Source organism: Burkholderia multivorans ATCC BAA-247 (genome assembly GCF_000959525.1).
In the GTDB taxonomy this organism is placed as follows: Bacteria; Pseudomonadota; Gammaproteobacteria; order Burkholderiales; family Burkholderiaceae; genus Burkholderia; species Burkholderia multivorans.
The window spans coordinates 1,114,401-1,138,255 of record NZ_CP009831.1; the positions used below are offsets into that span (position 1 = coordinate 1,114,401).

Below are 23,855 nucleotides of genomic sequence, written 5' to 3' on the forward strand. Positions count from 1 at the left end.
CGCGCCCGGCGCAGGCGCGGCGGCCCGGCCTGCCGAAGCGGCGGAAGCGGCCGAAGCGGCAGCCGGAGCGGACGTCTCGAACGGAACGGCGTCTGCCATCGCAGCGGAAACTCGCGCCGAATCCGTGAGCGACTTCGTCACGGCGGCGCAGCGATCGCGCAAATGCGCCGGACGACGCGCATATCGAACCTCGTCGATCACGGTGCAATGAATCCCGTCTTGTCGCATGCGAGCGTCGTCCCCGACTGATCGCATGACGCGAGCAGCTTGCCCGCCGCCGAATACGCGTGGAATACCCAGCCGGTCGCCGGCGCCGCGCGCCGCTCCATGATCAGAAAGCCGAAACTGTTGTTGTGCGACAGCCGCTGGATCACCGCGCCGGGCGCGGGCGTCAGGCCGGCCGGGAACGGATCGGGCAGCGCGACGTCGAGGTTGTCGCCGCCGTTGCCGGACACGATCGTCGCCGGATGGCCGGACGAGAAGTCGATCGCCTGGAAGTCGTGCACGTGGCCGTGCAGCGCGACGTGCACGCCGGGCGGATAGTACGCCTGCGCGTTGAGGCTCGACATCACCGACTGCAGCGCGAGGTTGCCGGGTGCGGGCGTGCTGCCTGCGATCGGCGCGAACGCGAGGATCGGATGATGGTTCGTGAAGATCGTCGTCGTCATGCCGGCCTTCGACGCGAGCGCGGCCACCGTCTGGAACTGCTTCTGGTAGATGCGGAACTGCGCGTCGGTCGGCTTCAGCGCGTTGCGGCCCACCTTCGCGCTATCGAACACGATGACCTGCGTACCGCCGCCGAGCGACACCGCGTAAGGCTCCGAATAGTTCGCGTCGTTGTCGTTCGCCGGATCGTCGCACGAGCGGGACGCCGAGTACGGGCGCGGATCGAGGAAGCGGAACCAGCCCTGACCGGCGCGCGCGCATTCCTCGTGGTTGCCGCGCACGACGACCCACGGCGCTTTCGCCATGAGCGGCGCCGCCGGCCGGAACAGATCGGCCTGCCAGGTATCCCAGCCGTAGCCCCACGGGCTGTCCTTGCAGCCCGCGATGTCGGGCGGGCACGCGTTTTCGCGGTAGTGATAGTCGCCGACGTGCAGCACGAGATCCGGCGACAGCTTCGCGACGCTGGCCGCGATCGTGTCGAACGGCCATACCGTCGGGTCGTTGCACGCCTGCCATGCGTTGTCGGCCTTTTTCATCCGGCAGCCGGTGTCGGCGATGATCGCGATGCGCTGCGGCTGCGCTTTCGGCAGCGGCAACGTGCGGCCCGCGACGCTGGCCGTCTGCGCGTCGGCCGGCAGCGTCGCTTCGCAGACGCTGACCGGAAAACTCGACGGCTTCGAATCGGCCGGGTCGCTCGCCGTCGGGCGTTGCGGCACCGTCGCGGCGCCCGCGCGCAGCGTCATCCGCGACAGCTTGCCGTCGACGATCAGCTGCGGACACAGCGGATCGTCGGACGACGCCGGCTGATAGGCCGTGATCGCGCGCGCGATCGCCTGGTTCGCATCGCCGATCTCGACCCACGCGGCCTGCACGTTGATGGCGGCGCTGGCCGGATCGGCGGGCGCATCGATGTGGTTCGAACACGCGGACAGTGACGCGAAGGCCGCAAGGGCCGCGCAGTGCGCGCGCAACGCGCGAGAGAGGAGTCGTCGCATGGGGAGCACCGTACGAAAGCCGCCAACGTTACGCAGCGCAAATGTAAGAAATATGAAAATAAGGCGCAACGCGGGCGTGTCGGGACGCGCCGCGACAGGGTTGACTTCAAGCCGCCTTGAGGCAGCACAGTGTGATGGACGATCGACGAAGCAGACAACGGGAGCCGCGAATGAAACAGAACCACGCCAACGAAGAACAGTCCGCGCTGTGGAACGGCCCGTCGGGACGCGCGTGGGTGGACATCCAGGCGTCGCTCGACCGGCTGTTCGAGCCGTTCGCGACACTGCTCGCGGATGCCGCAGCCGCATCGTCCGCGCGCGCCGTGCTGGATGTCGGCTGCGGGACGGGCGCGGTCACGCTCGACATCGCGCGGCGGCTCGGCGCGGACGCACAGTGCACGGGCGTCGATATTTCGGCGCGGATGATCGACGCGGCGCACGAGCGTGGGAAGCGCAGCGGCCTGCGCGTGCACTTCGTGTGCGCGGATGCGCAGACGCATGCGTTCGTGCCCGCCAGTGTCGATCTGATCGTGTCGCGTTTCGGCGTGATGTTTTTCGACGATCCGGTCCGCGCGTTCGCGAATCTGCGGCGTGCGGCGCGCACCGACGCGGCGTTGCGGTTCGTCGCGTGGCGCAGTGCGGCCGAGAATCCGTTCATGACGACCGCCGAGCGGGCCGCGGCGCCGCTGCTGCCGGACCTGCCGCCGCGACGGCCCGGCGCGCCCGGGCAGTTCGCGTTCGGCGACCGGCAGCGCATTGCAGCGGTGCTGTCCGACAGCGGCTGGGCCGACATCGCGATCGAGCCCGTCGATATCGCATGCGCGCTGCCGGAACCCGCGCTGAACGACTACATCGGGCGGCTGGGGCCGGTCGGCCTGGCGCTGCAGCAGGTGGACGATGCGACGCGGCGCCGCGTGGTCGAAACGATCCGCAACGCGTTCGAACCTTACGTGCAGGGCGCCGACGTGCGGTTCGAGGCGGCGTGCTGGCTGGTCACCGCACGCGCGCCATCGTCGGCCGCGTAAGGCGCGGCGCGGGCAGCCGCGCGCACCATGGGCGCGCCGTTCGTGCGCGATGCCGCGCCGCGCGACCGCGCATGCAGGTCAGCGACGCCGGGCGCGCAGCATCAGCCACGCGCAGCCCATCGCGACGAGCGCGAGTCCGAGCAGGCTCGCCTCGACGCCGAGCGCGAAGCCCGGCGGCATCTCGCCGCTGTTCGGCACGGGCGCGAGGTTGCCGGCGATCGCGACCGCGCCGCCGGCCAGCAGCGCCACGCAGACGATCCAGTAGAGCTTGCCGCGCGGCGCAGCGGCGCGGATGCGCCACAGCGCGACGCCGAAGCCGCCGAGATAGAGCAGGACGAGCGTGCCGAGCGCGACGAAGTCGGCAGTGCGATCGTGCAGGATGCCGCTCATCGCACGGATCCTGCATGCGTCGCGGGCGGGATGGGGCGCGCGTTCATTCCGACTCCGTCGCGTGTCCCGGCGCGCGGCTCAGCAGATGCGTGCGCTTGTCGGCCGCGAGCGACACGTAGCGCTCGTACTGGCGCAGCACGTCGGCGATCACTTCGTCGCCGCGCAGGTATTCGATGTCGTAACCGAGCCGCCCGTCCTCGAAGAACGTGATGATGCCGTACACGTGCGGGCGCGCCGACTGCGGCTCCGCCGCTTCGCGCATCAGGAATGCGGGCGCGGTTTTCGCGGTCACGCGCACGCCGTAGACAAAATCGCGCTGCTCGGCGGTCGGCACCGTGAGCCGCACCGCATCGTCGCCGTCGCGCTGCACGTGCGCCTCGACGCCGCCCGCGCGCAATTCGTCGGCGACCTTGCGCAGCGCGGGCATCACGGTGTCGGCGACGAACTGGCGCGCATCGGCCTCGGTCGTCTGGCGCAGGATGTGCGTCAGACGATGGCGCCAGTGCTGGCCGGTCCAGAAGCTCGTCGCGGGCGCGACGTCCTGCGAGTAGTGCGCGCGATCGGCGGCGAGCCCGCACCAGAGGCCGTAGCACAACGCGAGCATGATGATGGCCACCGGCAACGCGGCCATCAGCGTCATCGCCTGCAGCGCGCCGAGGCCGCCGGCGACGAGCAGCACGGCTGCCGTCACGCCGAGCAGCGCGGCCCAGAACAGCCGTTGCCAGACCGGCGAGCGCGCGGCGCCGCGCGTCGCGATCTGATCGATCACGAACGCGCCGGAATCGGCCGACGTGACGAAGAACACCGCGATCAGCAGGATCGCCACGATCGAAAGCAATTGCGACAGCGGCAGGAAATCGAAGAAGCGGAACAGCAGGGCGTCGACGTTGGTGGCCGTCTGCGCGAGCGCACCGGCCGCGCCGTGCGTGTCGAGCCAGATCGCGCTGTTGCCGAACACGGTCATCCAGACGAGGTTGAACGCGGTCGGCACGAGCAGCACGCCGATCACGAACTGACGGATCGTGCGGCCGCGCGAAATGCGCGCGATGAACATCCCGACGAACGGCGACCACGACACCCACCACGCCCAGTAGAGAATCGTCCAGCCGCCGAACCAGCCTTCGTCGCGCGGCGGCGCATACGCATACGTCCGGAACGACAGGTCGACGAGGCTCGACAGATACTGGCCGATGTTGTCGCTGAGCGCGCGCAACAGGAACGTGGTCGGCCCGGCGATCGCGACGAACGCGAGCAGCAGGAATGCCAGCAGCAGATTCAGCTCGGACAGGCGCCGCACGCCCTTGTCGAGGCCGCTCGCCGCCGACAGGCCCGCGAGGATCACGACCAGCGCGACGAGTCCGACGCGAAACGCGTTGCCGCCCGTATCCCAGCCTGCGACCGTATGCAGCCCGGCGCTGATCTGCATCACGCCGTAGCCGAGCGTCGTCGCAATGCCGGCGACCGTGCCGACCAGCGCGAACGCGTCGACCGCGTGGCCGATCCAGCCGTTCACGCGCTCGCGCAGCACCGGATACAGCCCCGAGCGCAGCGTGAGCGGCAGGTTGTAGCGAAAGCCGAAGTACGCGAGCACGAGGCCCATCAGCCCGTAGATCGCCCACGCATGAAAGCCCCAGTGAAAGAACGTCATCAGCATCGCTTCGCGCGCGGCGCCGGGCGAAGCGGGCTCGACGGTCGGCGGCTTCAGGAAGTGCTGCATCGGCTCGCCGACGCCGAAGTACATCAGGCCGATACCCATGCCGGCCGCGAACAGCATCGCCGTCCAGGACACGAAGCTGAATTCGGGCTCCGCATCGTCGGGGCCGAGCCGGATGTTGCCGAAATCGCTGGCCGCGATCAGCACGAGGAACACGAGAAACGCCGTGACGGCCAGCACATAGAACCAGTCGAAGCGCGCGACGACCCATTGCTGGCCGGCGCTGAACAGCGCGCCGGCCTCGTCGGGCAGCAACGCACAGACGACGAGCAGCGCGCCGATCAGCGCGAGCGACGGCAGTACGACCTGCGGCTTGAACGTGGTATGTGGCGAGGAACGGGAATCGGGCATGGCGGGCATCCAGTAGCGGGTGCAACGAAGCGCGACGCCGCCCCGGCCGCGCATCGCGCGCCGGACCCTGATGCGGCGTGCATCGAATGTACCCCGGTGTCGGGACTGCAGAAAGGGGCGTGCAGCAAAATCGAGCTGACGAATTGTAAGGTATTCGACGAATAAGGGAAAACCCGCATGACGCGCGCGCCGCGTGCGAAGGCGCACACCCGCGTGACAACCCTGATGAAAGTTTATTTTTTCCGCCTTGCGGATTGTGTAAATTGATTTACATCTTCGTTGCGGTCTTCCGTCCATGACGCTTTCCGTTCCTCCCGATGTCGGTGCCGACGAACCCGCGATCGCCGAGCGCATTGCGGCCGCGATGCCGTCGATGACGCCGATCCACCGGCGCATGGGCGAGTTTGTACTCGCGAATCCGTTTCGCGCGGCGACGATGCGGATCGACGAGCTCGCGCTCGCGGTGAACGCGTCGATCGCGACCGCGAACCGCTTCGCGAAGGCGCTCGGCTTCGACGGCTATCCGGCGATGCGCGCGGCGCTCGTGCGCGGTTTCGAGGCGACGCTCGCGCCGGTCGAACGGCTGCGCTCCGCGCAGGAGCAGGAGCCCGGCGTGCGCGGCAGCGCCTGGATCGATACGGTGTTCGATCAGGCGGTCGCGAATATCGAGAACACGCGCGCGCAGCTGAACGCCGCCGACGTCGAAGCCGCCGTCGAGGCGATCGTCGGCGCGCGGCGCGTGCTGATTCTCGGCGCCGGGTCGAGCGCGTTTCTCGCGGGGCTGATGGAGCACGGGCTCTCGGTGTGTCACGACAACGTGCAGTCGCTCGCGCTGCTCGGCGGCCCGTCGCATGCGGCGCGGCGCCTCTACACGGCCGATGCGCGCGACCTCGTGATCGCGCTCGCGTTTCCGCGCTACGTGAAGGACACGGTCGAGCTCGCCACGCGGGCGGCTGCGCGCGGCGCACGCGTGCTCGCGATCACCGACGGCCGTGAATCGCCGCTCGCGCCGATCGCCTCGCTGAGTCTGTACGTGAAGGCCGAGCGGCGCTTCGCGGCGACGTCCGAGGCGGCCGTGCTGGCGACGATCGAAGCGCTGATCGACGCGGTCGCGCTGCGCACGCACCGTTCCGCGAAATCCGCGGCCGAGATGACCGAATTCGTGCTGCCATGGCTCGTGCAGCCGCAAGCGGCCGTTCCCGCTCCGAACCTTTCCTTTCCCCGCCCGGACCCATCATGACTTCACCCGCGATCGTCGCGATTCACGGCGGCGCAGGCACGATCCTGCGCGATGCAATGGACACCGACACCGAACGGCAGTACCGCGCGGAGCTGACCGCGATCCTGCAGGCCGCGCAGGCAGTGCTGGCCGAGGGCGGCAGTGCGCTCGACGCGGTGACGGTCGCCGTGCGCATGCTCGAAGACTGTCCGCTGTTCAATGCCGGCCGCGGTGCGGTCTATACGGCCGAAGGCAAGCACGAACTCGATGCGGCGATCATGGACGGCGCGACGCGAGCGGCCGGTGCGATCTGCTGCGCGACGCGCGTGCGCAACCCGGTGCTCGCCGCGCGGCGCGTCATGGAGGCGAGCGAGCACGTGCTGTTTGCCGGCGCGGGCGCCGATGCGTTCGCGGCCGCGCAAGGGCTCGAACTCGTCGAGCCGGGCTACTTCGATACCGACGCGCGTCATGCGCAGTGGCTCAACGCACGCGCGGCGGCCGGCATGATGCTCGACCACGATGCGGCGACGTTTGCGTTCGGCGCGCCGCGCCGCGCGGAGCCGCTCGATCCGGACCGCAAGCACGGCACGGTCGGCGCGGTCGCGCGCGATCTGCAGGGGCACGTCGCCGCGGCGACCTCGACCGGCGGCATCACGAACAAGCAGCCGGGACGCGTCGGCGACTCGCCGATCATCGGCGCGGGCTGCTACGCGGACGACGCGACCTGCGCGGTGTCGGCCACGGGCACCGGCGAGATGTTCATCCGGCTCGCGGCCGCGCACGACGTGGCGGCGCAGATCGCCTATCGCGGCGCGACGCTCGCGCAGGCCGCCCACGACGTCGTGATGAACCAGCTGCCGCGGCTCGCGGGCCGCGGCGGCATCATCGCGGTCGATGCGTTCGGCAACGTCGCGATGCCGTTCAACACCGAAGGGATGTATCGCGGCCATGCGCGCGTCGGCGCCGCGCCGGTCGTCGGCATCTATCGCGACGACGATGCGAGCTGATGCCGCCGTGTTCGAGGAGACCCGCATGAAACCGAGTCCGTCCGGTCTGATGCTGCCCGAGCAGCGCGTCGTCGCCGTCGACGATCTGTCGGTGATGTTCCGCCGCGAACGCGCGACCTTCGATGCGGTGCGCCACGTGTCGTTTCACGTCGATCGCGGCGAGACGCTCGCGATCGTCGGCGAATCGGGTTCCGGCAAGTCGGTCACGTCGCTTGCGCTGATGCGGCTCGTCGAGCATGGCGGCGGCGAGATCACGAGCGGGCGGATCGCGCTGCGCCGCCGCGGCGGCGCAGTCGTCGATCTCGTGCAGGCGAGCGCCGCGACGATGCGCGGCATTCGCGGCGCGGACGTTGCGATGATCTTCCAGGAGCCGATGACGTCGCTGAACCCGGTCTTCACGGTCGGCGACCAGATCAGCGAGGCGATCGCGCTGCATCAGGCGAAGTCGCCTGCGCAGGCGCGCGCGGAAGCGTTGCGTCTGCTCGACCTCGTGCGCATTCCGGAAGCGCGCCGCGTGTTCGCGCGCTACCCGCATCAGCTTTCGGGCGGGATGCGGCAGCGCGTGATGATCGCGATGGCGCTGTCGTGCCGGCCGGCGCTGCTGATCGCCGACGAGCCGACGACCGCGCTCGACGTGACGATCCAGGCGCAGATCCTGCAATTGATTCGCGGGCTGCAGGACGAGATGAACATGGGCGTGATCTTCATCACGCACGACATGGGCGTGGTGGCCGAAGTGGCCGACCGCGTGCTCGTGATGTATCGCGGCGAAAAGGTCGAGGAGGGCGCGTCGGAGCGCATCTTCGCGACGCCCGCGCATCGCTACACGCGCGCGCTGCTCGCGGCCGTGCCGCGGCTCGGGTCGATGCACGGCACCGACGTGCCGGAGAAATTTCCGCTGCTGAACGCGGAGGCGACCGCGCCCGCTGCCGCATCCGCGACGGCGGCGCCCGCGGCGAACGACGATGCGGACGAGCCACGCGACGCGCGCGCCGGCGCGCCTGCCGACACGCAGCCGCGCGTCGATCCCGCGGCGGCGCCGATCCTGCGCGTGCGCGATCTCGTCACGCGCTTTCCCGTGAAGAGCGGGCTGTTCGGTCGCGTGTCGCAATACGTGCACGCGGTCGAGCGCGTGAGTTTCGAGCTGCGCGCGGGCGAAACGCTCGCGCTCGTCGGCGAATCGGGATGCGGCAAGTCGACGACCGGCCGTTCGCTGCTGCGTCTCGTCGAGTCGCAGAGCGGCGCGATCGAGTTCGACGGCCGCGACATCAGCGCGTTGACCGGGCACGACCTGCAGGCGCTGCGGCGCAACATCCAGTTCATCTTCCAGGACCCGTTCGCCTCGCTGAATCCGCGGCTGACCGTCGGCTTCTCGATCATGGAGCCGCTGCTCGTGCACGGCGTCGCGAGCGGCCGCGACGCGCAGGCGCGCGTCGACTGGCTGCTCGACAAGGTCGGGCTGCCGCGCGACGCCGCACGCCGCTATCCGCACGAATTCTCGGGCGGCCAGCGCCAGCGGATCGCGATCGCGCGGGCGCTCGCGCTGAATCCGAAGGTCGTGATCGCGGACGAGTCGGTGTCGGCGCTCGACGTGTCGGTGCAGGCGCAGATCGTCAATCTGATGCTCGACCTGCAGCGCGAGCTCGGCGTCGCGTATCTCTTCATCTCGCACGACATGGCCGTCGTCGAGCGCATCAGCCATCGCGTCGCGGTGATGTATCTCGGCCAGATCGTCGAGATCGGCCCGCGCCGCGCGGTGTTCGAAGCGCCGCAGCATCCGTATACGAAGAAGCTGATGAGTGCGGTGCCGATCGCCGATCCGGCGCGCCGGCACGCGCCGCGCCAGCTCGCCGCGGACGAGATTCCGAGCCCGATCCGCGCGGTCGGCGACGAGCCGGTCGTCGCGCCGCTCGTCGCCGTCGGGCCCGATCATTACGTCGCGACGCATCGCGTCGGCGGCGCGTACTGACGCCGCGTCGCGCGCGTCTGCGAGGCAGTGTGTTTGTCCGGCGCGGGGCAGTCGCTTCCGCGTCTTCCGTCACGCGTCACAGAACCATGCACAAGGAGCCAGCCCTTATGAACAAGTCGCTTTCGTTGCCGATGTTCCGTCCGCGCGCGCTGCTCGCCGCCGGCGCGAGCGTGTTCGCGCTGACGGCCGCGTTGCCCGCGTTCGCGCAGCAGACCGCGGTGATCGCAGTCGACCAGACGTTTACGACGATGGATCCGTACGACGCGAACGACACGGTGTCGCAGGCGGCCGCGAAGTCGTTCTACGAGGGCTTGTTCGGCTTCGACAAGGACATGAAGGTCGTCAACGTGCTCGCGACCGGCTACGACGCGTCGCCGGACGCGAAGGTCTACACGATCCATCTGCGCAAGGGCGTGAAGTTCCATGACGGCACCGACTTCAACGCGGACGCCGTGAAGGCGAACTTCGACCGCGTGACCGATCCGGCGAACAAGCTGAAGCGCTACAACCTGTTCCGCGTGATCGAGAAGACCGAAGTCGTCGATCCGTACACGGTGAAGCTTACGCTGCGCGAGCCGTTCTCCGCGATCATCAACACGCTCGCGCATCCGTCGGCGGTGATGATTTCGCCGGCCGCGCTGAAGAAGTGGGGGCGCGACGTCGCGCTGCATCCGGTCGGCACCGGGCCGTTCGAGTTCGTCGAATGGAAGCAGACGGACGACCTGAAGGTGAAGAAATTCGCCGGCTACTGGAAGAAGGGCTATCCGAAGATCGACGCGCTCGACTGGAAACCCGTGATCGACAACAACACGCGCGCCGCGCTGATGAAGGCCGGACAGGCCGACATGGCGTTCCGCATTCCGTACGAGCAGGTGCCCGACCTGAAGAGCAATCCGAAGCTCGACATCGTCGAGCGGCCGTCGATCGTCGCGCGCTACGTGTCGCTGAACATGCAGCAAAAGCCGTTCGACAACCTGAAGGTGCGCCAGGCGCTGAACTACGCGATCAACAAGGAGGCGCTCGTGAAGGTCGCGTTCTCGGGCTTCGCGACGCCGTCGACAGGCGTCGTGCCGCCCGGCGTCGAATTCTCGACGAAGACAGGCCCGTGGCCGTACGATCCGGCGAAGGCGCGCGCGCTGCTGAAGGAGGCCGGCTATCCGAACGGCTTCGAGACGGTGCTCTGGTCCGGCTACAACAACACGACGTCGCAGAAGGTGATCCAGTTCCTGCAGCAGCAGCTCGCGCAGGTCGGCGTGAAGGCGCAGGTGCAGGCGCTCGAATCGGGCGAGCGCGTGTCGAAGGTCGAGAGCGCGCCGGATCCCGCCACCGCGCCGGTGCGGATGTTCTATATCGGCTGGTCCGCGTCGACCGGCGAAGCGAACTGGGCGCTCACGCCGCTGCTGGCTTCGGCATCGATGCCGCCGAAGCTGTTCAATACGGCGTACTACCGGAACCCGGCCCTCGACGACGACCTTTCGAAGGCGCTGCAGACCGTCGATCGCGCGAAAAAGGCCGAGCTCTACGGCGATGCGCAGAAGCGGATCTGGGCCGACGCGCCGTGGATCTTCCTCGTGCAGGAGAACATCGTCTATGCGCGCAGCAAGCGGCTGCACGGCATCTACGTGATGCCGGACGGGTCGTTCAATATCGACGAGGTCTCGATGAACTGAGCGCGCTCGCGCGCATCGCGGCTTGCCGGCGCAGTGCGTCGATCGCGCCGGCAAGCGGCCCCTGTTCGGTGTCCCCATGCTGACTTTCATCATCAAACGGCTGTTCGGCCTGCTGCCCACGCTCGCGATCGTCGCGGTGCTCGTGTTCCTGTTCGTGCATCTGCTGCCGGGCGACCCGGCGCGGCTCGCGGCCGGCCCCGAAGCCGACGACGCGACGGTCGCGCTCGTGCGCGCCGATCTCGGCCTCGATCGGCCGCTGCCGACGCAGTTCGCGAATTTCTTCGTGAAGATCGCGCACGGCGATTTCGGCGTATCGACGCGCAGCAAGCGGCCGGTATCGACGGAAATCGGCGAGCGTTTCATGCCGACGCTGATGCTGACGATCGTCAGCATGGCGTGGGCGACGCTGTTCGGGATGGCGATCGGCATCGCGTCGGCCGTATGGCGCAACCGCTGGCCGGACCGCTTCGGCATGACGCTCGCGGTGTCCGGCATCTCGTTTCCGGCGTTCGCGCTCGGCATGCTGCTGATGGAAATCTTTTCGGTGAAGCTCGGCTGGCTGCCCGTCGTGCCGGACGGCACGTGGAAGAGCTACGTGCTGCCGTCGCTCACGCTCGGCGCGGCGGTCGCGGCCGTGATGGCGCGTTTCACGCGCGCGTCGTTCGTCGAGGTGATGAACGAGGACTTCGTGCGCACCGCGCGCGCGAAGGGCGTGCACGAGCCGAAGGTCGTGCTCAAGCACTGCCTGCGCAACGCGATGATTCCGGTCGTCACGATGATGGGGCTGCAGTTCGGCTTCCTGCTCGGCGGATCGATCGTCGTCGAGGCGGTGTTCAACTGGCCGGGGCTCGGCCGGCTGCTCGTCGATTCGGTGACGATGCGCGATTACCCCGTGATCCAGGCGATCGTGCTGCTGTTCTCGCTCGAATTCATCCTGATCAACCTGACCGTCGACGTGCTCTACGCGGTCATCAATCCGACCATCCGGTTCAAGTGAGGTGCGCATGAACGCAACCGTTCCGAGCCCGGCCGCGCCCGCCGAGACCGCGGTGCGCACGCCGTGGCGCGAATTCTGGCGCAAGTTCCGCAAGCAGACGGTCGCGCTCGTCGCCGGCGGATTCGTGCTGATGCTCGTCGTGCTCGCGTTCGTCGGCCCGCACGTCGTGCCGTTCGATCCGGAGAACTACTTCGACTACGACGCGCTGAACGCGGGCCCGTCGGCCGTGCACTGGTTCGGCGTCGATTCGCTCGGCCGCGACATCTTCAGCCGGATCGTCGCGGGCACGCGGATCTCGCTCGCGGCCGGCTTCTTCTCGGTCGCGCTCGGCGCGCTGATCGGCACGCTGTTCGGGCTGCTCGCCGGCTACTACGAAGGCTGGTGGGACCGCATCACGATGCGCATCGCCGACGTGCTGTTCGCGTTTCCCGGCATCCTGCTCGCGATCGGCGTCGTCGCGATTCTCGGCAACGGGATGGTCAACGTGATCTGCGCGGTCGCGATCTTCAGCATCCCGGCGTTCGCGCGGCTCGTGCGCGGCAACACGCTGATGCTCAAGCATATGACCTACGTCGAGGCCGCGCGCAGCATCGGCGCGTCCGACTGGACGATCATCATGCGGCACATCCTGCCGGGCACCGTGTCGTCGGTCGTCGTCTACTTCACGATGCGCATCGGCACCTCGATCATCACGGCCGCGAGCCTGTCGTTCCTCGGGCTCGGCGCGCAGCCGCCGACGCCCGAGTGGGGCGCGATGCTGAACGAAGCGCGTGCGGACATGGTCGCCGCGCCGCACGTCGCGATTTTTCCGAGCCTCGCGATCTTCCTGACCGTGCTCGCGTTCAATCTGCTCGGCGACGGCCTGCGCGACGCGCTCGACCCGAAACTGGAGCGTCGCTGATGCGCACCGTGCCGAGGTGGAACGGCGCGTTGCCCGCCGGCCCGCGCGACTCGATCGCCGACGTGCCGGGCGTGACGGTCGGCCATTGCACGCTCGACGACGGCGCGGTGCAGACGGGCGTCACGGTCGTCAAGCCGCACGCGGGCGATCTGTACCGCAGCAAGGTGCCGGCCGGCGCGGCCGTGATCAACGGCTTCGGCAAGAGCGTCGGGCTCGTGCAGGTCGACGAGCTCGGCACGCTCGACACGCCGATCGCGCTGACGAACACGTTCGGCGTCGGCACGGTCGCGCAGGCGCAGATCCGTGCGGCCGTCGCCGCGAATCCGCAGGTCGGCCGCGACTGGCCGACCGTGAACCCGCTCGTGTTCGAGTGCAACGACGGTTATCTGAACGACCTTCACGCGTTCGCGATCGCGCCCGCGCATTACGACGCCGCCTGCGCGGCCGCGTCGCGCGAGGTCGCGCGCGGCGCGGTCGGCGCGGGGCGCGGGATGTCGTGCTTCGATCTGAAGGGCGGCATCGGCTCCGCATCGCGCGTCGCGATCGCGGCCGAGCGGCCCTATACGGTCGGCGCGCTCGTGCTCGCGAATTTCGGCCGGCTGCCGATGCTGACGCTCGGCGGCGTGCCGGTCGGACGCATCGTCGCCGCGCGGCAGGCGGCGGGCGAGCCGGTCGCGCCGCCGGAGCAGGGCTCGATCATCATGCTCGTCGCGACCGATGCGCCGCTCGACGCACGGCAACTGTCGCGGCTCGCGCGCCGTGCGGCGGCCGGGCTCGCGCGCACCGGCTCGGTGTACGGGCACGGCAGCGGCGACATCGCGCTCGGGTTCTCGACCGCCTATACGATCGCGCACGATGCCGATTACGTCGCGCTGCCGGCGCTCGTCGCCGATGCCGCACTCGACCCGCTGTTCATGGCCGCGGCCGACAGCGTCGAGCACGCGATCGCCGACGCGTTGCTGCAGGCTGTCACGGTCGTCGGCCGCGACGGGCACGTGCGGCGCGCGCTGCGCGACGCGGTGCCCGACCTCGACCGCCTGCTCAACGAAGGACCGACCACCATTCAACGATGAAGATCCTGATCTCGACCGATATCGAAGGCGTCGCCGGCGTGTTTGCCGTCGAGCAGACGCGTGCCGGCAATCCCGAGTACGAACGGGCGCGGCGCTGGATGACCGCCGAAGCGAATGCGGCGATCGAAGGCGCGTTCGCGGGCGGCGCGCAGTCCGTGTGGGTCAACGACTCGCATGGCGGTTTTCGCAACCTGCTGCCGGACGCGCTCGACGCACGCGCGCGCGTCGTGCTCGGCAAGCCGCGCACGCTCGGGATGATGGCGGGCCTAGAACGGCAGCCGGACCTCGTGTTCATGATCGGCTATCACGCGAAGTCGCAGACGCGCGGCGTGCTCGCGCACACGATCAACACCTTCGCCTTTACGCAGGTCTGGCTGAACGGCGTCGAGCTCGGCGAGGCGGGGCTCTATGGCGCGCTCGCGCGCGAATACGGCGCGCACGTCGTGCTCGCGTCCGGCGACGACGTGTTCGCCGAAGAAACGCAGCCGCTGTTTCCCGATGCGCGTTTCGAGACCGTGAAGACGGCCGGCGGTGCATCGAGCGGCGACACGCTGACGCCGGCCGCCGCATGCGCGCGAATTGCGATCGCGGCGCGTGAAACGGTCGCGCGCGCGGTGGCGAGCGGATTGCGCGCCGGCGCGCATCGGCCGGTGCCGGCGCACTGCACGCTGCGTGTACAGACGCCCGCGATCGCCGATCTGTTCTGCGTGCTGCCGTCGCTCGAGCGCGTCGATGCGGTGACGCTGCGTTTCGACGGGCCGTCGGTCGAGCACGTGGTGCGCACGCTGAACAGCTTGTCGGCGATGTCGTTCATGCTGCGCTGAGGCGGCGCCGCCGCGGCGGCAGCGGACAAAAAAACGCGCGTCTGCCGGATTCTGCAGCCGCGCTCAAAGGCACTCGGTCGGCACAGACGCCGGGCGGCATGCGCCGGGCCGCCTGGTCTGCGGGTCACTCGTTCATTGTTTCCTAATACGATTCAATGACGTCGGGTTGCGGTCGATAAGACAGAATAGGATGCGGATCACGCAAGCGAAAACCCGTCGTGCCGATGACGCATGTGCGCGCGCAGCATGCGCGTCGTGTGCGCGGCGTCGCGCGCGCACGGCGGCCCGTCCGGGCACCGTTCCCGCCGCCGCCCGCGGTGCTTGCGCGACGCAGCATCGATTCATCGCGCAAACGATAACGCCGCGTGCCGCGACGCCGGATTCGGCATCGCGACACGCGGCGTCGTGACACGCGAGCCGGCGTCGGCCGGCGCGCGCGTTACACGTCGAAGAACACCGTTTCGTCCGGGCCCTGCATCCGGATGTCGAAGCGATAGACGACCGGCCGGCCCGGCTGTGCGTCGCGCTTCGCGACCAGCGTCGCACGGCGCTCGGCCGGCACCGCGTTCAGCACCGGGTCGTTCGCGTTCGCCGTCGCTTCGTCGTCGAAATACAGGCGTGTGAACGCGTGCGTGAGGATCCCGCGCATCATGACGGTCACGTTCACGTGCGGTGCGTCGTCCGCGCCGATGCGGCCGGGCTTGACCGTCTCGACGACATAGCGATGCTGCGGATCGGTGCCGGTGCCGACGCGTGCGAAGCCCGTGAAGCCGGACTTCGCGATGTCGTCGCGCGATGCCGGATAGCGGCCCGCGCCGTCCACCTGCGTGAACTCGAGGATCGCGTCGCTGACGACGTTGCCGTCGCCGTCGAACACCTGGCCGACCAGCAGCACGTGCTCGCCTTCGGCGTGCGGCGCGGCGAGCGTCGGCGTAAACAGGCTCTTCAGATCGTAGTCGTACTGCTGCGGACACAGGCCGTAGGCGAAGTACGGGCCGACCGTTTGCGAAGGGGTTTGCTTCAGCGTCGTCATGGTTCAGCGCTCCATCGGGGTGGCGTCGCGGCCGCGCAGCACGATGTCGAATTCGTAGCCGAGCGCATAGCCTTCTTCGGTAATGTCCATCGAAAAACGCGAGATCAGCCGCTCGCGCGCGGCTTCCGGCGTGCCCTGGAAGATCGGGTCGTATGCGAGCAGCGGATCGCCGGGGAAGTACATCTGCGTGACGAGACGCGAGCCGAAATAGTCGCCGAACAGCGAGAAGTGGATGTGATTCGGACGCCACGCGTTCGGATGGTTGCCCCACGGGTATGCGCCGGGCTTGATCGTCAGGAAGCGGTAGCGGCCTTCGTCGTCGGTCAGGCAGCGGCCGGCGCCGAGGAAGTTCGGATCGAGCGGCGCGTCGTGCTGATCGACCTTGTGCACGTAGCGGCCGGCCGCGTTCGCCTGCCACACTTCGACGAGCGTGTTGCGCACCGGCTTGCCGCCTTCGTCGAGCACGCGGCCCGTGACGACGATTCGCTCGCCGAGCGGCTCGCCGTTCTTCACGGCGTTTTTCGTCAGATCGTGATCGAGCGGGCCGAGATCCTCGGCGCCGTAGACGGGCGCGTACTGGTCGCGCAGCTTTTCCTTCAGCGGGATCAGCGGCCGCGTCGGGCCGCGTTTGACCGACGAGCGGTACTCGGGATGGACATACGCGGGATGCGACGGCCAGTCGCGCGGCGTGAGGATCGTGGGGGCATCCATCGGGCGTCTCCTGAAGATGTTTCGACAAGTGGATGGCAGGACTTTAGCCAATCCGGAAAGTTATGCAAAATGACCTTTTTTCGCGGATCGCATAACGGACGGTTATGCATTGGCCGAGCGTGCCGATTCGCGTCGTGCCGCGTGCCCGCGGGCGTCGGGCGGGCCGTGAGACACGCCTTCGGCGAGATCTTTCCGCCGCGCTGTCGACCCCGGACCTCGGCTCGCTTCGGTTTTGCCGAAAAGTTATGCAAAATGGCACTTTATCGCCCATCGCATAACGATCTGTTATGAATAATCGAATCGCGGACGGCCGCGTCAAGTTCCGGCATCTGCAGTGCTTTCTCGCGGTCGCGCAGCTGGGCGGCGTGCAGAAGGCCGCGGAAAGCCTGTCGATCACGCAGCCGGCCGTATCGAAGACGATCGCCGAGCTGGAGGGCATTCTCGGCGTGAAGCTGTTCGAGCGCGGCCGCCACGGCGCGCAGCCGACGCGCGAAGCGCAACTCTTCATGCCGCATGCCAACGCGTGCGTGCTCGCATTGCGGCAGGGCGTCGGCTTGCTCGCGCGCGAGGGCGGCGCGGCTGCCGCGACGCTCGAGATCGGCATGCTGCCGACCGTCGCCGCGTCGCTCGCGCCCGCACTGATGAAGGCGCTGGCCGCACGCTGGCCGCGCGTCGTCGTGCGGATCGCGACGGCGGCCAATACGGAACTGCTCGAACGGCTGAAGGCCGGCGCGATCGAATGCGCGATCGGGCGCTTGTCGGAGCCCGAGCGCATGGTCGGGCTTGCGTTCGAGCAGCTGTACAACGAGCCGCTCGTCGCCGTCGTGCGCGCCGGCCATCCGCTGCTCGCAAGCGCCGCGCCGGCCGCCGAGCTCGCGCGCTATCCGGTCGTGCTGCCGCCGTACGGTACGCTGATCCGCCAGTCGGCCGAGCAGCTGCTCGGCGCGTGCGGGGCGCCGCCGCTCGATGCGTTCATCGAGGTGCTGTCGGTGTCGGTTGCGCGTGCGCTCGCGCTCGAGAACGATGCGGTGTGGTTCGTGCCGCTGTATGCGGCCGAGTACGATCTGTCGGCCGGCGCGCTCGCGCGTCTGCCGCTGCCGGCCGCCGGCACCGACGAGCCGGTCGGACTGGTGCTGCGGACCGACGCGCAGCCGACGCCCGTCGCGCGCACGCTGATCGATGCGGTGCGCGATATTGCGCGTGCGCGCTTCGGCGACGCGCGGCCGCGCCGCGCGGCGCGCAAACCGGCGCGTCGCGGCGGCTGACGTGCGAGGGCGTCGCGGTCGAGGTTGAACGCGTGCGCGTCGTCGCGAGCCGCGAGCCGTAAGCCGCAAGCCGCAAGCCGCAGCTGCGAGCGCACGTCGCATCGCATCACCCGCGCCGCACCGTCATCCGCAGATAGAGCAGCGCGCCGCCGGCAAGCAGCAGCGGGCATACGACATACCATCCCGTCGTCACGAACAGCCCGGCGACCGCGATCAGCGAAATCCACGCGCAGCGATATGCGACGCTGCCGCGCGGCAGCAGTTGCAGCGCGGCCGCCGCGCCGAGCCCGTACACCATCACGAAGCAGCCCGACGTGACGAGCACGAGCGGCGTCGGCCCGACCCCCGCGAGCGTCGTCGCGGCGAGCGCGACCGCCGCGAGCAGCGCGATCGCAGCGAGGCTGCGGCGCGGCACGCCGCCGACCTGACTGCCTTGCGCGAGCCAGCCTGGCAGCGCGCCGTCGCGGCCGAGCGCCGCGCCGAGTTTCGCCGCGCCGGCGAAATAGGCGTTCATCGTGCCGAGCGTGAGCAGCAGCGCCGCGGCCGTCGCCAGCACCTGCGCATGGCCGCCGATACCGCCGGCGATCAGTTCGGCGAGCGGGGCGCCCGACGCGCCGGCCGACGGCCCGAGCACCATCACGCTCGCCGCCGCCACGGACAGATAGAGCAGGCCGACGACCACGACCGCAATGCCGGCCGAGCGCGGCATGTCGTGCGCGGGGCGTCGAAATTCGGCCGCCAGATGCGTGATGGCTTCCCATCCGGCGAAGCTCCAGACGAGCAGCGCGGCCGCCTGTCCGACCGCGAGCCAGCCGTGCGGCGCGAACGGATGCAGGTTCGTCGTGCGCGCATGCGGCGCGGACGCGAGCACGGCGGCGAGCAGCAGCGTCACGAGCAGCGCCGACAGCACGAGTTGCATGCGGCCCGACACCGTCACGCCGAACGCGTTCGCGGCCGACACGATCGCGATCAGCGCGGCCGCGGTCGCGATGACGGTCGTCTGTCCGCCGCCGGTCACGGCCGCGACGTACGCGCCGCCGAACATCGCCGCCGCCGGCGCACCGGCCGGCACCGCGAAATAGAAGCACCAGCCGACGACGGCCGCCGCCTTCGGCCCGAACGCGCGTCGCGCATACGTCGATACGCCGCCCGCGTCCGGGTAGCGGGCGCCGAGCGCCGCGAACGTCGCCGCGAGCGGCGCCGACAGCACGACGAGCGCGGCCCACGCAAGCAGCGACGCGGGGCCCGCGACGTCGGCGGCCAGCGCGGGCAACGCAATCACGCCGGTGCCGAGCACCGCGCCGATATACAGCGCGGCGCCCTGGAAAATCGTCAGCGAACCGCCGTGACGAGCGGCGGGCGAATCGGCGTGCGAGCGCATGGGTGACTGTCTCCGGACGGCTTGTCGTACGCGCGGCGTGCCGCGCGGCGAATAATCGTCCGATGCTACCCGAACGGCAGCGGCGCCGCGGCGCGGCGATCAGTAGTCGGCGATGCGCGCGATGTCAGCGGACGTCAGTAGCGGCGTGCGAGGCGAATGCGCGCGTCCTCGCGCTCGGCCGCCGTCAGGTCGGGCGCATAGCGGAATGCGCCGGACACGAGCGACGCGATCGGCACGCCGTCGCGAAACAGCACGCGATTGCCGGCGAGCGCCGGCACCTTGTCGCCGGGCAGCAGCGTGCCGACGAGGTTGAGCGGATCGACGCCGGTCACGCAGACGGTCTGCCCGTCGCCCGGCTGCCGCCGCATTTCGCGCAGGATCGGGATCGCTTCGGGCAACGCGAATTGCTCGCCCGCGAGGCCCGCGACGAAGCGGCCGCCGCGGATTTCGCCGCGCGCTTCGAGGCGCTGCAGCACGCGCACGAGCTCGCGCCAGCTCGGCAGCCAGTCGGCTTCGCGCTCGAGCAGCCGCCAGAACACGACGCCGTAGCGGCGCAGCAATGTCCACACGACGTGTTCGAGCGCGGCCGGATCGGTCGCGGGCGCGTGGCGCTTCGCTGCATCGGTTTGCGCACGCTCGGCCGGGCGCTGTACGAGCGCCCAGCGGCCCGCGTCGTCCATGCCGCCGATCAGTGCGCCGCCGCGCCGCGTGCGCGGCGCATAGGTCGCGCTGCGCTTGACGGCCGGCTTCAGCAGCGCGCGCAGCCCCGCGAAGCTGTCCGCGTTCGCAAGGCCGGCCGAGACGAGTTCGCCGAGCGCCTGTTCGAGTTCGACCGGCAGCATGTGCAGCTCGTCGAGCAGCGCGTCGAAGAACATCGCGCCGTGCGCGGCGAGCGCATCGCGCACCTGTGCGGCGCGCGCCGACAGCGTCGGCTGCGCGTCGGGATCGCGCAGCGCATGCCACGCCGCCAGATGACGGCGCGGCAGCAGCACGATCGGCGTGGTCTTCACGGGCGTGCCGGCCGCGCGCGCGGGCGCGCCGATCCGCGTCCAGACCAGCTTGCCGGAGCGGCACAGCTCGTCGAGTCCGCCCGCCGTGTAGTCGCTGAGCCGCGCCGGCAGCAGCGCGTCTTCCCATGCGCCGGCGGCGGCCTCGTAGCCTTCGAGCTGCTCGACGACGGCCGCGAGCGCGTCGCGGCCTGTGCCGCGTGTGTCGGGTGTCAGATGCTGCCAGTGGAACAGGAAGCGCATGAAGTCCGCACGCTCGACCGGCTCGATTTCGCGGCGCAGCCGCTTCACCGTATAGCGATGAATGCGCGCGAGCAGATGGCGTTCGCACCATTCGTCGACGGTCGTGCCCGGCGTGAAGCGGCCGCGCATCACGTAGCCTTCGCGTTCGAGGGCGGCGAGCGCCGCCGCGGCGGCGGCCGGCGGCAGGCCGAGCGGTCGCGCGATCGCGTCGAGCGGCAGCGGGCCGAAACCGGTCAGCCGCGCGCGGATGAGCTCGACGCATGCGGCGTCGGCTTCCCAGGGCTGCGCGCATGCGGCCGGCACCTTCAGCACCGGCGCCACGCGCGCGTCCGCGTGCACCGCGCGCAAGCAGACGAGCCGTTCGACCGGCACCCACAGCGCGGCGCCATCCGGCGTGACGAGCTTCGTCGCGCGGCGGCTGCCCGCAAGTTCGGCGAGCCACGCAGGCCAGCCTTCGTGTGCGTTCGCTTCGTCTTCGGTGATGCACGCGAGCGTCAGCAGCGCATCGTGCATTTCGTCCGCATCGCGCACGAGCGGCCACGCTTCGTCGCGCACCGCGGCGATCGCATCGGCGTCGAGCGCGCCGAGATCGTCGGCCGATTCCGGATCGCTCCAGCGGCGCGACAGCACCGCCTGCGTGCGGCGCTCCTCGATCGGCGCATCGTCGAGATACGCGTACGGCTTCGCGTTGAGGATCTCGGCGGCGAGCGGCGACGGCGCGGGCAGGTCGCGCGCGATCAGTTCGACCGCGCCGCTTTCGATCCGGCGCAGTAGCGCCAGCCAGCCGTCGGCGTCCATCGCGTCGTGCAGGCAGTCGTCGAGCGTCTGATCGACGAGCGGGTGATGCGGAATCTCGCGTTCGCCGACGACGTTCTCGAGGCACGCGGCCTGATCGGGAAACACGGTCGCGAGCAGATCGTCGCTTTTCATCCGCTGCAGTTGCGGTGCCGTGCGCCGGCCGCCCGTGAAGCGCGGCAGCGCGAGCGACGTCGTCGCGTTCCAGCGCCAGCGCACGCCGAACAGCGGCGCGTCGAGCAGCGCCTGGATCAGCACGTGCTCGGCGCTCGTCGAGCGCAGGTAGCGCCATACGTCCTCGAGCGCGAAGCTGTGCGCGAGCGACAGCGACAGGATGATCGCATCGTCGGTCGCCGCTGCCTGGAGTTCGAAGTTGAAACTGCGGCAGAAGCGCTTGCGCAGCGCGAGCCCCCACGCGCGGTTGATGCGGCTGCCGAACGGCGAGTGGATCACGAGCTGCGTGCCGCCCGATTCGTCGAAGAAGCGCTCCATCACGAGCGTGTCTTGCGTCGGCAGCGCGCCGAGCGCCGCGCGGGCGCGCGCGAGATAGTCGACGATCTGCCGGGCCGCTTCGTCGGACAGCCGCAGCTCGTCGACGAGCCAGCGCAGCGCCGGCGCAAGGCGGCTGTCTGCGAGCGCGACGCCGGTTGCGGGGCCGGCGCCCGTATCGGCATCGGCGTCGGCGCGCTTGCGCGATGCGGCGCGCGCCTGCGTCCGGCGATCGCCTTCGGCAAACAGCGCGTCGAGCTGCGCGCGCAGCCGGCCGACGGCCGCCGACAGCTCGTCGCTGCGTCCCGGCGCTTCGCCGAGCCAGAACGGAATGTTCGGCGACTGGCCTTGTGCATCCTCGACGCGCACGCGCCCCGTTTCGACGCGAATGATCCGGTACGACTGGTTGCCGAGCTGGAACACGTCGCCGGCGAGACTCTCGACCGCGAAGTCCTCGTTGACCGTGCCGACCTGGATGCCTTGCGGCTCGAGCAGCACCGCGTAGTCGGCCATGTCGGGAATCGTGCCGCCGGAGGTCGTCGCCGTCATCATCGCGTTGCGCCGGCCGCGCACGGTGCCGCCGACGACGTCGCGGTGCAGATACGCGCCGCGCACGCCGCGGCGGCTCGTGAAGCCTTCCGCGAGCATCTTCATCACGTCGTCGAAGCGCTCGCGCGACAGGCGCGCATACGGCGCGGCGCGCGTGAAGCTCGCGTACAGCGCGTCCTCGCGCCATTCCGCGCACGCGACTTCGGCGACGATCTGCTGCGCGAGCACGTCGAGCGGCGCTTCCGGAATCCGCAGCGTGTCGAGTTCGCCGCGGCGCACGCAGTCGAGCAGCGCCGCGCATTCGACGAGCTCGTCGCGCGACAGCGGAAACAGCCGGCCCTTCGGCACGCCGCCGACGTGGTGCCCGGAGCGGCCGACGCGCTGCAGGAACGGCGCGATCCCGCGCGGCGAACCGACCTGGCAGACGAGATCGACATCGCCGATGTCGATGCCGAGTTCGAGCGATGCGGTCGCGACGAGCAGCTTCAGTTCGCCGCGCTTGAGCCGCTGCTCCGCATCGAAGCGGTGCTCCTTCGCGAGACTGCCGTGATGTGCGGCGATCGCGTCCTTGCCGAGCCGCTCGGCGAGATGGCGCGCCATGCGCTCGGCCGTGCGCCGCGTGTTGACGAACACGAGCGTCGTGCGATGCGCGGCGGCGAGTGCCGCGATGCGGTCGTACAGCTGTTCCCACACGTCGTTCGCCATCACCGGTTCGAGCGGCACGTTCGGCAGTTCGAGCGCGAGATCGCGTTCGCGCGTGTGGCCCGTATCGACGATCGCGCATTCGCGCGGCGCGTCGGCCGGGCCGCCGACGAGAAAGCGCGCGACCGCATCGATCGGCTTTTGCGTGGCCGACAGCCCGATGCGCGGCAGCGCGCGGCCGACCAGCGCGTCGAGCCGTTCGAGCGACAGCGCGAGATGACTGCCGCGCTTCGACGACGCGAGCGCGTGGATTTCGTCGACGATCACCGATCGAACGGTCGACAGCATCTGCCGGCCCGAGGTCGACGACAGCAGCACGTACAGCGATTCGGGCGTCGTCACGAGGATGTGCGGCGCGCGCTTGCGCAGCGCGCTGCGCTCGGCCTGCGTCGTATCGCCGGTGCGTACCGCGGTGCGGATCGCCGGCACGGGCAGGCCGAGCTGCGCGAGCGATTCGGCGATGCCGGCAAGCGGCGCATCGAGATTCACGTGGATGTCGTTCGACAGCGCCTTCAGCGGCGATACGTAGACGACGAGCGTCGCGTCAGGCAGCGCGCCGTCGTGCGCGAGCGCGTCGCGCACGAGTTCGTCGAGCGCACACAGAAACGCGGTCAGCGTCTTGCCGGAACCGGTCGGCGCGGCGACGAGCGTCGAGCGGCCGGCCTTGATGTGCGGCCACGCGAGCGCCTGCGCGCCGGTCGGTGCGGCGAACGTGCGGCGAAACCATGCGGCGACGGCCGGATGAAACACATCCAGCGCGCGCGTGGCGGGGCGGGTAGCGGTGACGTCCATCGGTTCGGTGAATTGGGGTGCGAGCGCAGGCGCGGCCGTGCGCGCATCGCCAGTGTGCCAGACGTCGCGCGCGCGTGCCGTGCGTGA

General features: G+C 69.8%; 17 protein-coding genes. 10 read left to right on the forward strand and 7 right to left on the reverse strand.

Annotation, left to right across the window (positions count from 1 at the left end; all coding sequences use genetic code 11):
* Positions 1-197: 197 nt before the first annotated feature.
* The gene (locus NP80_RS07250; protein WP_035946577.1) at positions 198-1,661 is read right to left on the reverse strand and encodes a metallophosphoesterase family protein; all 1,464 of its coding nucleotides are present in this window, start codon (positions 1,659-1,661) and stop codon (positions 198-200) included.
* A 170-nt stretch (positions 1,662-1,831) separates the two neighbouring features.
* On the opposite strand from NP80_RS07250, the gene NP80_RS07255 reads away from it, so the two are divergent.
* Entirely contained in the window at positions 1,832-2,686 is an 855-nt protein-coding gene (locus NP80_RS07255) for a class I SAM-dependent methyltransferase (protein WP_035946576.1), read from the forward strand.
* A gap of 78 nt (positions 2,687-2,764) precedes the next feature.
* Here NP80_RS07255 and NP80_RS07260 read toward each other — a convergent pair whose 3' ends face one another.
* On the reverse strand, positions 2,765-3,076 hold the full coding sequence (locus tag NP80_RS07260) for a hypothetical protein (protein ID WP_006411548.1): 312 nt from the start codon (positions 3,074-3,076) through the stop codon (positions 2,765-2,767).
* A gap of 43 nt (positions 3,077-3,119) precedes the next feature.
* Positions 3,120-5,141, reverse strand: a complete 2,022-nt coding sequence (locus NP80_RS07265) for a BCCT family transporter (protein WP_035948010.1) — start codon at positions 5,139-5,141, stop codon at positions 3,120-3,122.
* 295 nt (positions 5,142-5,436) lie between these two features.
* Between NP80_RS07265 and NP80_RS07270 the strand changes: the two genes are divergently transcribed.
* From NP80_RS07270 to NP80_RS07305, 8 genes are all read left to right on the forward strand, one after another.
* Positions 5,437-6,381: a MurR/RpiR family transcriptional regulator gene (locus NP80_RS07270; protein ID WP_006403766.1), complete on the forward strand. Its 945-nt coding sequence runs from the start codon at positions 5,437-5,439 to the stop codon at positions 6,379-6,381.
* Complete coding sequence (locus NP80_RS07275) at positions 6,378-7,367, forward strand: isoaspartyl peptidase/L-asparaginase family protein (RefSeq protein ID WP_006403765.1); 990 nt, start codon at positions 6,378-6,380, stop codon at positions 7,365-7,367. Before NP80_RS07270 ends, NP80_RS07275 begins: the two co-directional genes overlap by 4 nt.
* A 25-nt stretch (positions 7,368-7,392) precedes the next feature.
* Entirely contained in the window at positions 7,393-9,336 is a 1,944-nt protein-coding gene (locus NP80_RS07280; protein ID WP_006411549.1) for a dipeptide ABC transporter ATP-binding protein, read from the forward strand.
* Positions 9,337-9,443: 107 nt separating this feature from the next.
* Positions 9,444-11,006, forward strand: coding sequence for a glutathione ABC transporter substrate-binding protein GsiB (gene gsiB / locus NP80_RS07285; RefSeq protein WP_006411550.1), 1,563 nt, complete (start codon positions 9,444-9,446; stop codon positions 11,004-11,006).
* A 76-nt stretch (positions 11,007-11,082) separates the two neighbouring features.
* Entirely contained in the window at positions 11,083-12,003 is a 921-nt protein-coding gene (gene gsiC, locus NP80_RS07290) for a glutathione ABC transporter permease GsiC (protein ID WP_006403762.1), read from the forward strand.
* 7 nt (positions 12,004-12,010) lie between these two features.
* A complete protein-coding gene (gsiD, locus tag NP80_RS07295) occupies positions 12,011-12,904 on the forward strand; it encodes a glutathione ABC transporter permease GsiD (protein ID WP_006411554.1) in 894 nt (297 codons plus the stop codon).
* A complete protein-coding gene (locus NP80_RS07300) occupies positions 12,904-13,977 on the forward strand; it encodes a DmpA family aminopeptidase (protein ID WP_006411556.1) in 1,074 nt (357 codons plus the stop codon). Before gsiD ends, NP80_RS07300 begins: the two co-directional genes overlap by 1 nt.
* The gene (locus NP80_RS07305) at positions 13,974-14,801 is read left to right on the forward strand and encodes a M55 family metallopeptidase (RefSeq protein ID WP_006411546.1); all 828 of its coding nucleotides are present in this window, start codon (positions 13,974-13,976) and stop codon (positions 14,799-14,801) included. The genes NP80_RS07300 and NP80_RS07305 overlap by 4 nt, the downstream gene beginning before the upstream one ends.
* 439 nt (positions 14,802-15,240) lie before the next feature.
* Here NP80_RS07305 and pcaG read toward each other — a convergent pair whose 3' ends face one another.
* Together pcaG and pcaH are read right to left on the reverse strand one after the other, a co-directional pair.
* Positions 15,241-15,834, reverse strand: coding sequence for a protocatechuate 3,4-dioxygenase subunit alpha (pcaG, locus tag NP80_RS07310; protein WP_035948007.1), 594 nt, complete (start codon positions 15,832-15,834; stop codon positions 15,241-15,243).
* A gap of 3 nt (positions 15,835-15,837) precedes the next feature.
* Complete coding sequence (gene pcaH, locus NP80_RS07315; RefSeq protein ID WP_006399888.1) at positions 15,838-16,545, reverse strand: protocatechuate 3,4-dioxygenase subunit beta; 708 nt, start codon at positions 16,543-16,545, stop codon at positions 15,838-15,840.
* A 287-nt stretch (positions 16,546-16,832) separates the two neighbouring features.
* Here pcaH and pcaQ point away from each other — a divergent pair, with 287 nt between their 5' ends.
* The gene (gene pcaQ / locus NP80_RS07320; RefSeq protein WP_006399889.1) at positions 16,833-17,810 is read left to right on the forward strand and encodes a pca operon transcription factor PcaQ; all 978 of its coding nucleotides are present in this window, start codon (positions 16,833-16,835) and stop codon (positions 17,808-17,810) included.
* Positions 17,811-17,916: 106 nt separating this feature from the next.
* Here pcaQ and NP80_RS07325 read toward each other — a convergent pair whose 3' ends face one another.
* Together NP80_RS07325 and NP80_RS07330 are read right to left on the reverse strand one after the other, a co-directional pair.
* Positions 17,917-19,191, reverse strand: a complete 1,275-nt coding sequence (locus NP80_RS07325) for an APC family permease (RefSeq protein ID WP_045593300.1) — start codon at positions 19,189-19,191, stop codon at positions 17,917-17,919.
* 134 nt (positions 19,192-19,325) lie between these two features.
* Positions 19,326-23,768 (reverse strand): DEAD/DEAH box helicase, encoded by a 4,443-nt coding sequence (locus NP80_RS07330; RefSeq protein WP_035945705.1) that lies wholly within the window; start codon positions 23,766-23,768, stop codon positions 19,326-19,328.
* Between the last annotated feature and the right edge of the window lie 87 nt (positions 23,769-23,855).

Coding starts and splice junctions, on each gene's coding strand:
- NP80_RS07250 (WP_035946577.1), bottom strand. CDS start 1,661: ATGCGACGACTCCTCTCTCGCGCGTTGCGCGCGCACTGCGCGGCCCTT.
- NP80_RS07255 (WP_035946576.1), top strand. CDS start 1,832: ATGAAACAGAACCACGCCAACGAAGAACAGTCCGCGCTGTGGAACGGC.
- NP80_RS07260 (WP_006411548.1), bottom strand. CDS start 3,076: ATGAGCGGCATCCTGCACGATCGCACTGCCGACTTCGTCGCGCTCGGC.
- NP80_RS07265 (WP_035948010.1), bottom strand. CDS start 5,141: ATGCCCGATTCCCGTTCCTCGCCACATACCACGTTCAAGCCGCAGGTC.
- NP80_RS07270 (WP_006403766.1), top strand. CDS start 5,437: ATGACGCTTTCCGTTCCTCCCGATGTCGGTGCCGACGAACCCGCGATC.
- NP80_RS07275 (WP_006403765.1), top strand. CDS start 6,378: ATGACTTCACCCGCGATCGTCGCGATTCACGGCGGCGCAGGCACGATC.
- NP80_RS07280 (WP_006411549.1), top strand. CDS start 7,393: ATGAAACCGAGTCCGTCCGGTCTGATGCTGCCCGAGCAGCGCGTCGTC.
- gsiB (WP_006411550.1), top strand. CDS start 9,444: ATGAACAAGTCGCTTTCGTTGCCGATGTTCCGTCCGCGCGCGCTGCTC.
- gsiC (WP_006403762.1), top strand. CDS start 11,083: ATGCTGACTTTCATCATCAAACGGCTGTTCGGCCTGCTGCCCACGCTC.
- gsiD (WP_006411554.1), top strand. CDS start 12,011: ATGAACGCAACCGTTCCGAGCCCGGCCGCGCCCGCCGAGACCGCGGTG.
- NP80_RS07300 (WP_006411556.1), top strand. CDS start 12,904: ATGCGCACCGTGCCGAGGTGGAACGGCGCGTTGCCCGCCGGCCCGCGC.
- NP80_RS07305 (WP_006411546.1), top strand. CDS start 13,974: ATGAAGATCCTGATCTCGACCGATATCGAAGGCGTCGCCGGCGTGTTT.
- pcaG (WP_035948007.1), bottom strand. CDS start 15,834: ATGACGACGCTGAAGCAAACCCCTTCGCAAACGGTCGGCCCGTACTTC.
- pcaH (WP_006399888.1), bottom strand. CDS start 16,545: ATGGATGCCCCCACGATCCTCACGCCGCGCGACTGGCCGTCGCATCCC.
- pcaQ (WP_006399889.1), top strand. CDS start 16,833: ATGAATAATCGAATCGCGGACGGCCGCGTCAAGTTCCGGCATCTGCAG.
- NP80_RS07325 (WP_045593300.1), bottom strand. CDS start 19,191: ATGCGCTCGCACGCCGATTCGCCCGCCGCTCGTCACGGCGGTTCGCTG.
- NP80_RS07330 (WP_035945705.1), bottom strand. CDS start 23,768: ATGGACGTCACCGCTACCCGCCCCGCCACGCGCGCGCTGGATGTGTTT.